Genomic DNA, 14,142 nt, shown 5'->3' with positions numbered 1-14,142 from the left:
CAAATCAATATAACATATCAAGTCAGTACAGCAGGACGAGATTAAGGTACTGACTAAGCGCATTCGTCATATGAACTTGACTTTACTTTAAATGTGCTTTAAATGTTAACAGTGAAAAAATAATGCGTTATGTTTATGTAATCTTTACTCTTAGTAGTTGTTGCCCAAATGTGTGAAATTCATTAAGTATGTGATATTTGTTGTTTATACTATTGTATTATTTATCTATAGTAATTGCTTTTCACTCTTGAGCGATATGCCCAGGCAGGCAAGAGCCACCAGAAAATATTGCAGCTCATAATTGCGGAGGAAAATCCATGCCAGTATTTATTGAAGTCAAAAATCTAACCGTAGATTTCGACGGTCATAAGGCCCTGAAAAACGTAAACTTAACTATCAACGAAGGGGAAATCGTTGGAGTTCTGGGAAAAAGCGGATCCGGGAAAACAATCCTGATGCATGTACTGCGCGGCACAGAATCTTTTGAGAATATCTCAGGTGAAGTAATTTATCATCTAGCCCGCTGTCCGAAATGCGGATACATAGAACGCCCCAGTAAAACAGGCCAGAAGTGCCCGGTCTGTGGAGAATCGCTGGAAGCTTTCGAAGCTGATTTCATAAAACTTTCCCTTTATGACTCGGTAAGGAGAGATCTTACAAAGCGCATCGCTATAATGCTTCAGCGCACCTTTGCCCTTTATGGAGACGAAAGGGTTCTTGTAAACGTCATAAATTCCCTGAATGAAATCGGATATGCCGGAAAAGACTCAATGAGAAAAGCAGTCGAACTGCTGGAAGAAGTAAATCTAAGTCACCGCATGATGCATGTTGCAAGAGAACTTTCAGGTGGAGAAAAACAGAGAGTTGTGCTTGCAAGGCAGCTTGTAAGAAGTCCTTTGCTCCTGTTAGCTGACGAGCCCACAGGTACCCTTGATCCCATGACTGCCAAGCTGGTTCATGATGCTATGATCAGGGCAGTCAAGAACTATAATATGAGCATGGTCCTGACTTCGCATTGGCCTGAAGTTATTGAACAGCTGGCGAATAAAGCTATCCTGCTTGACAATGGAGAGGTAATCAAAGAAGGGGATCCACTTGAGGTTTCTGCAACCTTTATGCAAAGTGTATCCCTCGTGAGGCAGGAAAAGAATGTCATGGTCGGTGAACCTATTATCAGGGTAAGAGACCTTTCAAAGCGTTATATTTCAGTTGATCGAGGTGTGGTAAGAGCTGTAGACGGCATCTCTTTTGATGTAAATGAAGGAGAAATTTTCGGGCTAGTTGGAGTGAGCGGAGCTGGCAAGACTACAACCTCAAAAATTTTGATGGGAATATTACCTCCCACATCCGGAGAGGTTGAGGTTCGAGTGGGAGACGAATGGGTAGACATGACAAAGCTAGGAGTGGAAAATAAAGGAAGGGCAACCAAATATATGGGGTTCCTGCACCAGGAATATGGTCTTTATACTCATAGCTCAGTTATAGATAACCTCACCGAATCTATTAGCCTTGATCTGCCTTTTGAACTTGGGGTCAGAAAAGCCGTAATCACTCTCAAGGCTGCTGGTTTTGAGGAAAACAAGGCAAAAGCTATTTTACCCCAAATGACTGATGAGCTAAGTGAAGGGGAGCGGCATAGGATTGCACTTGCACAGGTTCTGATTAAGGAGCCAAGAATTGTCATTATGGATGAGCCTACAGGGACTATGGACCCGATTACCAAAGTATCGGTGACGAACTCCATCCTTAAGGCCAGAGAGGATATAGGAGAAACATTTGTTGTAGTTTCTCATGATATCGATTTCGTAAACGAGATATGTGACCGTGTCGCACTTATGCGTAACGGGAAGATTGTGGACATCGGTGAACCGAAGAATATATTGTCTCAACTCACCGAAGACGAAAGGGTCAAAGCTGCAGAAGAGATATAAATATGCTGCCACCTCTTAGTATGGAAAAATACTAAATGAGGTGCCGATTACGAGTAATGAGATCAGCGTAGAGGTGAACGGGCAACAATATGCTTTACTTGCAGGCTCTACCCTTGGAGATGCCCTTAAAGTTTCCAGAGCCCCTTATATAGCCGGTACAGCGGTCGGAATTTTGAAAGAGGCCGCTGAGGAAAAGACAGAAACAGTCACCGAATACGCTATCAATACTCCCAGAGGAGAATTCAGGATAGAAATAAAAAATCCTGAATCGCCTTCAGGAAAATTATGGGCTGAACATTTTAAAGAATACGAAGGGAAATCCATCCATTGGGCAAGTCCTGAAGCTCTGGCTTTCGGGCCCTTTGAAGCTGAAATTAAACCTTTACGTGAACCAGGGAGCTTTGAAGCGTTTGAGGTGATGTTTGGGGCAGGAGGATTTGATCCCCATAACACTCATCTTATTTTTTCGCTTAAAAGACATACTGCAGAATATGGGACTCCTAAAGATGGAGTTTTTGCAGAAGTTGTGACCGGAAGAAATATTTTATCCAGGCTTTCCAGAGAGGATACAATTCTTGGTATTGAGCCAATTATAGAATGGGAGCAAATCTCAGAAAAGACCTGTACAACTGATCTTTCTATTTTGCTTGAAGATGGAAACAGCATATTTACTTATTTTGAGGTCGAGCTTTCCAGGAATGCTCCAAGAGGGGCAGAACATTTCTATGCCCTTACCCGTGAAGGAACTCTTAACGTAGACGTTACTACCAGCTCATTTATCTCGGATGATGGCCTGAAGGGAGAACCTACTCCTTATGAAAATTTCGAGCCGAGACGAGAAGGTGCAATTTCAGTCCGTACAGTCGGATATGGGTTGGGCAGAACTTATATTTCAAAAGAGGAGCGGCCTTCAAGCCTTGTACATTCGGTTGTAGGACAGGTAACGAAAGGTATCGAACTCATTAAGCTCGCAGAAGAAGGACAGAAAATTTCGATCGAGAGTCTTCCTCCCCAGATAGTGCTTCTGGGACACAGCTTTGAAGAGGTCGAGCCCGTACTTTCTTCCATAGGGGTTGAACTGGTAAAAGACGGATATACCGGAGAGGATGCCGTAATTGTCAGTCAGGACCCACCAACAACCCTTGAGATCCTTGGAGAAGCAAAGGTGACTGCGTATGCAGTATCCAGAGATAAATTGATTGAGATTGAACTTTACGCTGAAAAAGCCCCGAAATCTGTTGATTTCTTCCTCCATGGCCTTGAACTTAAAACAAAAACTGTTGGGAAACTGCCTGTTTATATGATATATGACGACGCCTACCTTTTTAAGACAGAAAAGGAAGTCGTGAAGTACAAGGAAATCCTTCCAGAAAATACCCCAACTGACAAAGTACTCGGAGGAGAAATAGGGATCACAAATCAGGCGGCAAAGAGAATGGGGACTATAGGAATAAGAATTGGAGACGACGAGCTTTTCGGCCCCACCGGAGAAAGATTTTCCTCAACAAATATTGTCGGTCGGATAGTAAATCCTGAAAAGCTTCTTGGTGTCAAAGAAGGAGATGCGATATACGTAACTGAAATTGTACGCGAGTAAGCTTAAAAACATGAATAGTAAAGCGATAACTACTAAGGCGTACATAATAAATATAATATATAAAAGAAGTAATATACATGAGTGTAGTAATCAGTGATAATTAAGTAGTCATATAAGTAGCCTTATAAGTACCCGAATAATAAAGAATTCAAGCTGAAAATTGGTTCGCTGGTATCAGGTTAAAACCTTACTGAAAGGGAAATCAACTCATTATACCACGGCTGCTTTAATGAATCCAGATAATTGAGTGCACTCAAGTAAGTTTATCGAAGGTGAAGTCTCCCGAGGCTAAGGAGAGACGAAAGATGACGGAAACAAAAAAGGAAGAGATTACAAAGTACATTGTAATCAGTTCGGATAATGTGCTGCCTTCAGATGCAGCTATGAAGATCTACGAGTCAGAGTTTCCAGTTACCGTAAAGGAGACCTGTTTTGGACTTATCATATCAGGAGCCAAAGATGATGTCCAGACCCTGGTTGAACAAATCCGGCAGCTGGATAAAAATCATATTTTTGTAAAGGATAGGGGATTCCCTCCAGGAGATGAAAGACGCTGCCGCGCAAGCAGGGGTGGAGGTCCACGACCTGGATTCCATTTTTTGAGGGAAGAAGTGGAGATGCTTCCTGCTATAGGGGCTGCACTTGATGAACTGGAAGCAAAGGAATGTGTAAAAGAAAAACGCAAAACGAAATGCAGGCTTAAAACTTCGGACCTGAAAAAAGTTATTGAAGAGGAACTTGCGAGGTGAGTTTTTTGGCAAAGGTTTTCATTTACCCTATAAATAGTCTTATTCTGGCTGACCTGGTTGAACGTTTCGGGCACAAACCCCTTACCATGATGAGCCAGATCCGAGAAAAAGTTACAAGCCTCAGCCTGGATTCTCCTCCTATAAATATTACTCCTGAAGACCCTAAACTGGGGCTTAAATATGCTGCAATTGAAGTACCGGCTGGAGTGAGGGGAAGGATGGCGCTGATAGGTCCCCTTATAGAACAAACAGAAGCTGCAATTATAGTTGAAAACCCACCCACGGACTTTGGCTGCGTGGGTTGTAACCGCACAAATGAGCTGACGAAGTATCTGGTCCGCTCAAAAGGTGTCCCTGTGCTCGAGGTAAAGTATCCGGAATCCGACGATGAAGCTCGCGATTTCGTATACAAAATAGCAGCATTTTTGGAATCTTTGCCTAAGGAAAAGCCTGAGACCGGGGAAAAGTCGAAAGGGAAAGAATCGGCAGAAAAGGAGGACAAGGAATGAGCTCTGAAGAATCTGCACTTGTCAAGATTGCACTGGTATCTTGCGGCTCTGAGTATGCCGGAGTTCAGCCCGAATTTGAAGAAGCCGCGGCAAAAGTAAATGCAAAATTTATTTATCCGGAAATTGATGTTGCATCCATAGATACTATAGGCAGAGATTTCGGGCTTGAGGTTGCTAGTGGAGACCTGAGGCTTATGATGGCCCGGGCAAAGGCTGTTGTTGAAGGCATAACAAATGCGGAAGGGGTTTTTATTACCACCTGTTTCCGCTGTGCCGAAGGAGCCATTGTACGAAATGAGATCCGAAGATACATCCATGAGCACTCCAACATTCCGGTAATCAGTTATTCTTTTACCGAAAGCACCAGTGCAGGTACGCTTCTTACTCGCCTGGAAGCTCTTACTACAATTGTCAGGCGCAGGCACCTTCTTACAAGGGAAGTTCAGACCGGATTGACTGCAGGAATAGACTCAGGGTCAACAACCACAAAAGCCGTGGTAATGAGGGATAACAAAATAATAGGCAAGGGCTGGGTGCCCACAACAAAAGTCCTTGAAAGTGCTGAGGAAGCATACTCACAGGCTCTAAAAGAAGCCGGGGTCTCCAGGGAAGAAATTCAGGCTCTGGGTACGACCGGATATGGTCGTTTCCTTATAGGCAATCATTTAAAGGCCCAGCTTATCCAGGAAGAAATAACTGTCAACTCAAAAGGAGCCGTTTACCTTGCTGATAAGCAAAAAGGCAGTGCAACAGTTATTGACATAGGCGGTATGGACAACAAGGCAATCTCGGTTCAGGACGGTATTCCCGGAATGTTTACAATGGGTGGGATCTGCGCAGGCGCTTCAGGACGTTTCTTTGAGATGATCTCAAAACGGCTTGGTGTAGATATTACCGAACTGGGAGCCCTGGCAGTTAAAGGGATGCACGAAAATGTGTCCATGAACAGCTATTGCATAGTCTTTGGAACCCAATCCCTTGTAAATTCCCTTGCAAAAGGGGCTACTCCTGAAGATGTGGCTGCCGCTGCGTGTTATAGTGTGGTAGAACAGATATATGAGCAGCAGTTACAGGAAGTAGATGTTAAAGAGCCTCTGATTCTTGTGGGTGGGTCTTCACTAATTGCAGGAGTCCCAAAAGCCCTTGGAGAGCTTCTCAAGATTGACGTCCTTGTTCCCGAAAATTCCCACATGATAGGAGCAGTAGGAGCAGCTTTGCTTGCTTCGGGCTTTGTGGAGGAGTGAGTGAAAGATGGATTCGCTTGAGGTCTTTGATGTCGAGTCCGCAATTGTTTCGGAGCAGGAATTTTACAGGAAAATTATTGAGGATAACCTTGCAAGTCTCAAGCTTGCTCCGGCAATAGGGAGAATAAAGGTAGTGTTGAGACCTGAAGATTCCCTTTTTCAGATGGCAATTCTCCTGAGGGATGTGGGCACCAGAGTTACAACAATCGACATTGCCGACATGGAAGCAAAACCGGTTGCTCGTGAGATAATAATTTCGATCAAAAAAGAGCAGTATATTCCAGAATTACTGGGAAAACTCTGGGAACGCTACGGGAAAGCAAACATCAGCCAGCCGGACCGCTGGACTGTAGCCATAAGTACGGATAAGCCAGAGCAAGAAGTCGCTTTTCTTAAAGATATGATGGTTGCAGATCCCAGGCACAGGCTTCACGAAAACCTTGTTGATTTCGCAATCCGTGTCACTCCAGAGGGTTTCAGGGTTAGGTATCACCTGTATAAGGGTAACCAATTCATTTTTGTGGCGTCCGAGGAAGCACTAAAACATAGATGGATCGAAGAGGCAGGAGCGATGCTCGAAGAACTGACGAAAGGAGGGAAAAAGTAAGATGGCTGTACTCCGACCCTATCTTTATACCGGTGGCGTCCACAAGCATGGACTTTTAATTGAGTTGCTGGAAGACGTTGGAGGTTACATAATCCAGAAAGTAGTTACAGGGACTGAAGTCAACCTTATAATGCTTATTCCGGAAAAAGATGTCCCGGTAGTAAAAAAACAATCTGACGAACTGCTTGGGATGATGGTAGAAGCTCCCCTGACTGGAGTTGAGATTGCAGTTGTTTCGCCGACCCTTGCTTCTCATCATCTTCCGCATTCAGCCTGTGACGTAGCAGAGTATCTCCGCCATCCCGGAGCCAACACAAACATGATAGGACTTGCAAGAGGAATGGGGCGCAGAGTATCTCTGTCCATGGATTACGAAAGGAAACTTATCAACGAACACGATATTGCAGTTTTCACATTCGGGTCTTTCAGTGACTGCATAATAAACAAGAAGCCAAAGCTCTTTGAAGGCATAGAAATCCCAATCGTAGTTACAGGCGGACCTGACCTGAAGACCGAGGAAGTTCCTGGAGCAGATCTTTATGTTGGGAATATCGGAAGGACTTCTCACAGGTTAAGGAAAACCGAGGAGGTTAATGCCCTTGATAAACTCAACGAAGGGATTGGAAAGATTGCTGATAATATTCGTAAACAGCAGGCAAAAGACCCCCTCGCAGTGCTTCCTGCCAGAGTTATGAAAGAGATTGAAAACCAGGTCTCAGAAATCCGAACTGTACTTTCGCCTGCCCCACTTACTCTCCAGCTTAACGGGCTCAGGGTTAAGCTGCCTTATGATGAATTCCACGAAAGACTTGAAAAACTGGAATTTGATGAAGGGGTTACCCTTTCCGAGCTTGCAGATATTTCAAAATCAAAAATGAAAAATTATATATTGATAAAAATCAAATCTAAGTCTGACGTTGGTTTTTCAATTTGACCCGGATTCTATTGCGTAAGAGCTATCCACTTTACATTGATCCGGGTTCTGCTGCGTAAAAGCTATCCACTTTACATTTTTACTGGGTTCGTGTCTGTTCACTTATCCTTTATGTGTAAAGTCTGGCCCTGAAAACGGCGTTTGAATACTGTTTCCACGTTAATTATGCTGGGTGGTTTCATATGGAACTTGAGGATATTGTGGAAATTTTGAAAAAGGATCCTGAAAAAGTTATTCCTGAACTTCTTGAAGATATCCGGAATCAGTATGGTGAAATTCCCTATATTATGAACTTCATGAAAGACCTTCCGGAGATTTTCATCCCGAAAACACTCTATGAGAATTCCATAATGAGGGAATTCAAGAATCTCGACCCGGAGACAATAGAACTCATTTCTATAGGTGTGGCTTCTGCCCTTCGCTGCGAACATTGCCTGAAAATGCATATTAGAGTCGCGAAAAGAAAGGGAATCAAGAAAGAAAGCATATTTTCTGCCATTATGATAGGAGCATCCATTTCCAATGCTGCAGTACTTGCCGAAAGTACGAGAGCTCTTGCTTCCGAATTTCCGGGTGACGAAAAAGGTGAAGAGGAAGAGATGGAAAAAGAGAAACATTGCCGTGATCCGAACTGTGAGATTTGCGATATATCCAGAGCTACTCTAGATTAAACAGACAAATTTAAGGAATATTTAAGTGCAATTTTTGTGAGTGTAGATTGGCTTATCAAGACTTACTTTAATTTTTAAGAAACTAATTTTTGAATGAGAATTATAACATTTTTTACCAAAATTGATGGCACTTCTGTAACAGATTTTATTTGATACTAATATTACATGGGGTTTTCGGAGTCGAACAATCAGTTACCATGTGTGGAGGCCGGTTTATATCAATCGAAACGGTATGTATGGAATAAGGTTTTCCTTTGCCCTGTTATTGATGGTACTTATTTTACCTATCGCTTCGGCAGCATCTGAAGCGGATCCAGAAACACTTTTAGACCATCCATGGGACCATTCTCCTATCACTGTATATGTAGAAAACAAAAGTGTACCTGAACACTACAGTTCCACCTATTACGCACAGATAGAAAAGGCTATGGAATACTGGGAGAAAGGAGGAAATGGAAACCTTGAATTCACGCCTGTTTTCAAACACGTGAATTCGAAAGAAGCTGATATCAGGATAAAATGGGTTGAAAATCTGGAGAATGTCGAAGGTGCTTCCCCAGGCGTTGCTGGCTACGCAAGCCCCAGGGTATCAAATGGTCGATTTGTAAGTGTTGATATAGTGCTTGAGGTAGGAAACTATCAGGGTAAAGCCTGGCGCCAGTATGGGGATACTACAATGCTTTCTATTGCAAAACATGAATTCGGGCACGCCTTGGGCCTGGGACATAGCAGCAACAGGCGGGATATTATGTATCCTGAGTACGAGCAAAGAGAAGATATAAACCCTCTCCTCTTGAGCAAATACAGTCACGTACTGCGTATGGCAGCTCTTTCAGCTCTTTCAGTTTTCCTGTACATCGGGGTAAGCTGGCAGCGCAGCAGGAAAAAAAGGAAAAACCTTGAGGATAAGTACTTCAAGTAAAACTAATCTTAAGGACTCTCAAAACTTCAAACAGAAATTAATCATAAAGGAACCGATAAGTCCAGATTAAATCGATAGCTCTGGAGGTTCCTTATTTTCTGCAGCGAATCTTTTAAAGAATTCCTTGAAGTGATCCGGAAGAGCATCCATTTCCAGAATCTGCTCAAGAGAGCTCCATGCATATTCCAAATGTTCATGGCTCAACTTTACATCGGCAATGATATATCCCCCATCATATATTACGGCAATCACCTTTTTTTCCGGAAGCTCAAAGGTAGTATATCCTGCAATTTCTCCGGGAACAATTGAAATCCCGGTTTCCTCCCAGGTCTCCCGAACAACTGCTTCTTCAAGGGGCTCTCCATGGACCAGCTTTCCCCCTGGCAGATCCCATTTTCCCGGATTGCTGTGAGAGTTTTCCGACCGCCTGAGAAGTAGGAATTCGCCTTTCTCGTTCCGTAGAACGGCATAAATAGAAACGATGTAAGGTTTCTCCAGATTCATACAATAATATGTGAGATTCCTTTATCTTAAAGGCTGGCTCTTTTAAGATCTTCAAGATATAATTAATGCAGCAAGTAAGGATACTGAAATAAAAACAAATTATATAAAAGTGACAGCCCCAGTAAAACCTGTTGCGGTTTTCTCTGCAAGCCCTCTGTCTGGAAAAGCCCCACTGAAAGTTAAATTTGCCAGCACAAGTACAGGCTCGCCAACTGAATGGAAATGGTATTTCGGAGACGGATCTACTCTGGTAACTGAACAGAACCCGAGCATACCTATTCAAAAGCCGGGATTTATACGGTAAAACATACCGCAATTAATGAATATGGAAGAGATAAGGAAATTAAAACAAAGTATATAACTGTTATATCTCCTCTTAAAGCTCAGGTTGCTGCTTTTTCAGCTTCCTCAGTATCCGGAAAAGCGCCCTTGAAGGTGCAGTTTACTGACAAAAGTGCCAATAGTCCAACTTCTTGGAAATGGAGCTTTGGAGATGGCACATATTCAGCAGCCAGGAATCCTGCACACACATACAGTAAAGCAAGAAAATATACTGTCAGCTTAACAGTAAAGAATGCTAAAGGCATTAACACCAAAACAATGTCTGGATATATTACAGTTTCCAAAAAATAAATTTTAAATTGAAAAAACAGAGAAAATTTCAGTGTCATACCCCTACAGAAGCAGGGGGACATGACACAGAAATAAAAATAGAAATTAAAATCGTTAGAAAAAAACAGAATTACGAAACCGGATCAGAGAAAGAAAGATAGAGGACTTGATATGGCTGGCTGGACAGGAAAAACAATATATGTAGACCTTGGTTCCAAATCGGTAGGTACAGTCAGGACCGATGAAAACTTAATTCGAAAATACCTTGGCGGCCGAGGGCTTGGAGTAAGATTGCTTTCCGAACTTGCAGATGCGAATATTGATCCTCTTTGTCCGGAAAATCCCTTAATATTTACTTCCGGGCCTCTTTCAGGCCTTGTCCCGATGGCTTCAGGTGCAGTCCTCACCTCGAAATCGCCTCTAACAGGCACAGTATTTAGCTGGAACATCACTGGGGGCTTCGGGAGAGAACTCAAGAAAGCTGAAATTGATGCTCTGGTAGTTACCGGAAAGGCAAACAGGCCTTCATATGTGGAAATCACGGAAGGAAACGTTGAAATTGTGCCCGCAGAACAGCTCTGGGGAAAAAATGTCAAAGCCTGTAATGAAACCCTTGAAAACAAAGGCAGCGTGGCCTGCATTGGCAGGGCAGGAGAAAAACAGGTTCTTATCTCCTCCTTTGTTGTTGATTCCATACATAGCGGAAGAGGAGGTCTGGGTGCGGTTGCCGGCTCAAAAATGCTCAAAGCCGTTGTTGTGAAAGGGGAAAAAGAACTTTTACCTTCCGATCCTGAGGGATTCCGGGAACTTGGGATAAAACTGCGGAAGTTTTTCGATGCAAGCCCCGTACTTTCCAAAGGCCTTGCAAATTACGGTACGTCTGCACTTGTAAAATTGTTGGATTATATGAATCTTATCCCCACTAGAAACTTTTCCGGAAGGAAGACTCCCTTTGCAGATGCGCTTTCAGGAGAGCATATCAAATCCGCTTTCAAGCTTGAAAATGAGAGTTGCCCTGGCTGTCCTCTGGGTTGTAAAAAGAGAATTAAAGAAAGAGGACAGATGTTTACAGAAACGGAGCAAATTTTGCCTGATTATGACTCCATCTGGGCCTTTGGATTTAACCTTGAAAATCCTGATCTGAATTCCGTGCTTAAGGCTGATACTATATGCAAGGATTACGGGCTTGATCCTATCTCGGCAGGCTCCGTGCTCGGGGCGTGCGCAGAACTCAAAGCAGGAGTACTCGAAGCTAATGGACTTGAATTCCTGCTCTCGAAAATAGGGGAAGGAGCGAAGTTCGGAAACGGAGCCAGACGATATTTATCAGGTCTTGGGAGAAGAGACTTGAGCATGGATGTGAAGGGGCTCGAACTCGGAGGTTTTGAGCCGCGAGGGATAAGGGGTCAGGCTCTGGCCTATGCTACTTCCAGCCATGGGGGAGACTATCTGACTGCCTTTATGGTCGGGCCTGAGGTACTTGGAAAGCCTTTAAGTCTTAACCGTCTGAGCCTTAAAGGAAAAGCAGGCATACTCCAGGTGTTTGAAAACCTAACTGCAGTTCTGGACTCTTTTGTGTTCTGCCCTTACTCAGGTTTTGTCTTTAACGAAGAGCTTGGTTCGGCTCTCCTGCTTTCGGCCGCGGGTATGGAGATATCGCCTGCAGATCTCCTGAAAATAGGAGAAAGAATCTATAATCTGGAGAGAATGTATAACCTTAAAGCAGGATTTACCCGGAAAGACGATACTCTTCCTGAAAGACTGTTTGAAAACGAGGGAGAGAACAAAGGTTACGGACTTCCAAGGCAGGAGTTTGAAGCTGCAATTCAGGAATATTACCATTACCGTGGATGGAATGAAGAAGGAGTACCCCGGTCGGAGAAGTTAGAGGAGCTTGGACTCAGCTTTTAATAAGAAAACCGGAAAATTGATGCGTATGGAGTAGGAATTGTGAAATGTAATATGTAAATGCTTGTAAAAAAAGGGAAGCTTTAAGGGACTTTTGCTTTACTGCACGCTCCTAAAAGTAATATAAGGTAAAAGATTTTCTCTTTGAAATCCAATATTTCCTTTAATCCAGTATTCCTTTAACCTGGATTTCTCCGGATTTTCCGGAGATTTCAGGCAGTTTTCTCGAAATCCAGTCTAAAGACGCAAAATCTCGCACAAGCGTTATATAGTCAAGGATAAATTAATCGTATTAGTTCTCGATCTGTAGATTAGCTCTGCAGGCAACTAAAGCTCGGAATATTTTCCAGTTTTTCTATGCAGATCTTAAGCAATATATGAATAAAATAAGAGTCAGGCTTAAAAATTAGAAAAGCCTTCTTATACTACTTTACCGGAGCCGTGGAAGTCTCCGGCAAATCCGGAATGGCGTTTACAGCTTATTTATAAATATCTAAAAACGTATGGGAGAATCGTTATGAAACAGCAGGTAGAAGTAAAGGAACTCAAAGAAGGGAAATACGTAATCATTGATGACGAAGCATGCGTCATAAAGAGCATTACCAAGTCCAAGCCGGGAAAACACGGAGCCGCAAAGGCAAGGGTAGAGGCTATTGGCCTCTTTGACGGCCAGAAGCGCTCCTTCATAGGCTCAGTTGCAACCAAAGTCTACGTCCCGATTGTGGAAAGAAAAACTGCACAGGTAATCTCGATTACCGGTGACATTGCCCAACTCATGGACATGGGAGATTTCTCAACCTTTGAGATCGTAATTCCTGATGAGTACAAGGATAAGGTCAAAGAGGGCGAAGAGATTTCTTACATTACAGCCCTTGGCAAGGTCAAGCTCGATATACGGACATAAATTTTCGAGATTAATGTGAAAACTCAGGTTAAGATCCTGAGCCACTCTTTTTTAAGCAAATAATTTCATATCAGGTTAAAGTATGTTTTTACCCAATTCCTTTATAGATGCTCTTGCAGACTATGAATCTGCACGTTATGTTATCTTTGGCGTGCCTTTTGATAATACATCTTCTTACAGGGCAGGTAGCCGCTGGGCTCCGGATGCTATGCGGCAGGCCTCTGCGAATTTTGAGAGTTATAACCCGACTTTCGACATAGATCTTGTGGATCTTCCGATCTATGATGCCGGAAATCTGGAAACTTCAGCTTTGGTTGACGAGACCCTGCAAAGCCTCTACGAAGCTACAAAAGATCTCCTGAGTGATGGAAAGCTTCCCATCATGCTTGGCGGAGAGCATTCGCTGACTTTCGCTACGGTGAAGGCTTGCGCCGAACTCGCAGGAGAGGAGTTCGGGGTTATTGTTCTGGACGCTCACTTTGACCTCCGGGAAGAGTACAGGGGATTTAAGCATAACCATGCCTGTGTGTCCCGAAATATTCTCAATGACGTTACGAAGAATCTTGTTTCCATAGGCATAAGAAGCGGCCCGGAAGAAGAATGGGTTTTTGCTAGGGAAAACAACCTGAAGTATTATACAGCTGATGATGTGGAATCCATAGGCATGGTGGAGATCCTCAAAGAAGCCCTCGAGTGGCTTGACTGCAGCCAGCTCTATCTTTCCCTTGATATGGATGCAATAGATCCGGCTTATGCCCCCGGTCTTGGCACGCCTGAGCCTTTCGGCCTGAGTGCGCGGGATGTAAGGACTGCGATAAGGATGCTTGCTCCTTTCTCAATGGCTTTTGATGTCGTAGAAATCGCCCCCGAATATGATTCCGGGCAAACCGCCATGCTTGGGGCAAAATTGATGAGGGAATTTATTGCTTCCCATGCAAAGAGTTGCAGAAAAACGTGAGATAAGAAAACCAATAAGTGATCCCGAGATCCAAAATACACTACGGTAGGATTACTCCAATTTTTCACCTTTTGAATTTAAAAAACTGCTGG

15 protein-coding genes are annotated in these 14,142 nt (G+C 43.4%); 14 read left to right on the top strand and 1 reads right to left on the bottom strand.

Annotation, left to right across the window (positions count from 1 at the left end):
• Positions 1-317: 317 nt before the first annotated feature.
• The 9 genes from atwA to BP621_RS09455 all read left to right on the top strand — a co-directional run bounded on the left by atwA (position 318) and on the right by BP621_RS09455 (position 9,164).
• On the top strand, positions 318-1,931 hold the full coding sequence (atwA, locus tag BP621_RS09495; protein ID WP_292389395.1) for a methyl coenzyme M reductase system, component A2: 1,614 nt from the start codon (positions 318-320) through the stop codon (positions 1,929-1,931).
• Between the two features lie 40 nt (positions 1,932-1,971).
• On the top strand, positions 1,972-3,528 hold the full coding sequence (mmp3, locus tag BP621_RS09490) for a methyl-coenzyme M reductase-associated protein Mmp3 (RefSeq protein ID WP_292389394.1): 1,557 nt from the start codon (positions 1,972-1,974) through the stop codon (positions 3,526-3,528).
• A 305-nt stretch (positions 3,529-3,833) separates the two neighbouring features.
• Complete coding sequence (locus BP621_RS09485) at positions 3,834-4,277, top strand: methanogenesis marker 6 protein (RefSeq protein WP_292389393.1); 444 nt, start codon at positions 3,834-3,836, stop codon at positions 4,275-4,277.
• A 5-nt stretch (positions 4,278-4,282) separates the two neighbouring features.
• On the top strand, positions 4,283-4,786 hold the full coding sequence (locus BP621_RS09480) for a methanogenesis marker 5 protein (protein ID WP_292389392.1): 504 nt from the start codon (positions 4,283-4,285) through the stop codon (positions 4,784-4,786).
• Positions 4,783-6,030 (top strand): methanogenesis marker 15 protein, encoded by a 1,248-nt coding sequence (locus BP621_RS09475; RefSeq protein ID WP_292389391.1) that lies wholly within the window; start codon positions 4,783-4,785, stop codon positions 6,028-6,030. Before BP621_RS09480 ends, BP621_RS09475 begins: the two co-directional genes overlap by 4 nt.
• 7 nt (positions 6,031-6,037) lie before the next feature.
• Positions 6,038-6,637: a methanogenesis marker 17 protein gene (locus BP621_RS09470; protein ID WP_292389390.1), complete on the top strand. Its 600-nt coding sequence runs from the start codon at positions 6,038-6,040 to the stop codon at positions 6,635-6,637.
• Position 6,638: 1 nt separating this feature from the next.
• Entirely contained in the window at positions 6,639-7,571 is a 933-nt protein-coding gene (locus BP621_RS09465; protein WP_292389389.1) for a methanogenesis marker 7 protein, read from the top strand.
• 182 nt (positions 7,572-7,753) lie between these two features.
• Positions 7,754-8,242, top strand: coding sequence for a carboxymuconolactone decarboxylase family protein (locus BP621_RS09460; RefSeq protein ID WP_292389388.1), 489 nt, complete (start codon positions 7,754-7,756; stop codon positions 8,240-8,242).
• 232 nt (positions 8,243-8,474) lie between these two features.
• Positions 8,475-9,164 carry a matrixin family metalloprotease gene (locus tag BP621_RS09455; protein ID WP_292389386.1) on the top strand — a complete coding sequence of 230 codons (690 nt, stop codon included), beginning with the start codon at positions 8,475-8,477 and terminating at the stop codon, positions 9,162-9,164.
• Between the two features lie 66 nt (positions 9,165-9,230).
• On the opposite strand, the gene BP621_RS09450 is transcribed toward BP621_RS09455, so the two are convergent.
• Positions 9,231-9,668, bottom strand: coding sequence for an NUDIX hydrolase (locus tag BP621_RS09450; RefSeq protein ID WP_292389384.1), 438 nt, complete (start codon positions 9,666-9,668; stop codon positions 9,231-9,233).
• A 109-nt stretch (positions 9,669-9,777) separates the two neighbouring features.
• On the opposite strand from BP621_RS09450, the gene BP621_RS17085 reads away from it, so the two are divergent.
• From BP621_RS17085 to speB, 5 genes are all read left to right on the top strand, one after another.
• The gene (locus BP621_RS17085; protein ID WP_349682063.1) at positions 9,778-9,972 is read left to right on the top strand and encodes a PKD domain-containing protein; all 195 of its coding nucleotides are present in this window, start codon (positions 9,778-9,780) and stop codon (positions 9,970-9,972) included.
• 131 nt (positions 9,973-10,103) lie between these two features.
• Positions 10,104-10,301 (top strand): PKD domain-containing protein, encoded by a 198-nt coding sequence (locus BP621_RS17080; RefSeq protein ID WP_349682064.1) that lies wholly within the window; start codon positions 10,104-10,106, stop codon positions 10,299-10,301.
• 150 nt (positions 10,302-10,451) lie between these two features.
• The gene (locus BP621_RS09440; protein ID WP_292389383.1) at positions 10,452-12,191 is read left to right on the top strand and encodes an aldehyde ferredoxin oxidoreductase family protein; all 1,740 of its coding nucleotides are present in this window, start codon (positions 10,452-10,454) and stop codon (positions 12,189-12,191) included.
• 514 nt (positions 12,192-12,705) lie between these two features.
• Positions 12,706-13,092 (top strand): translation initiation factor IF-5A, encoded by a 387-nt coding sequence (locus BP621_RS09435; RefSeq protein WP_292389381.1) that lies wholly within the window; start codon positions 12,706-12,708, stop codon positions 13,090-13,092.
• 82 nt (positions 13,093-13,174) lie between these two features.
• On the top strand, positions 13,175-14,050 hold the full coding sequence (gene speB, locus BP621_RS09430; protein WP_292389379.1) for an agmatinase: 876 nt from the start codon (positions 13,175-13,177) through the stop codon (positions 14,048-14,050).
• The last annotated feature ends 92 nt before the right edge of the window (positions 14,051-14,142 follow it).

It is taken from the genome of Methanosarcina sp. UBA5 (assembly GCF_002505485.1).
Classification (GTDB): domain Archaea; phylum Halobacteriota; class Methanosarcinia; order Methanosarcinales; family Methanosarcinaceae; genus Methanosarcina.
Note: the sequence above shows the minus strand (reverse complement) of the source record. Positions and strands in the feature narration are given on the sequence as shown.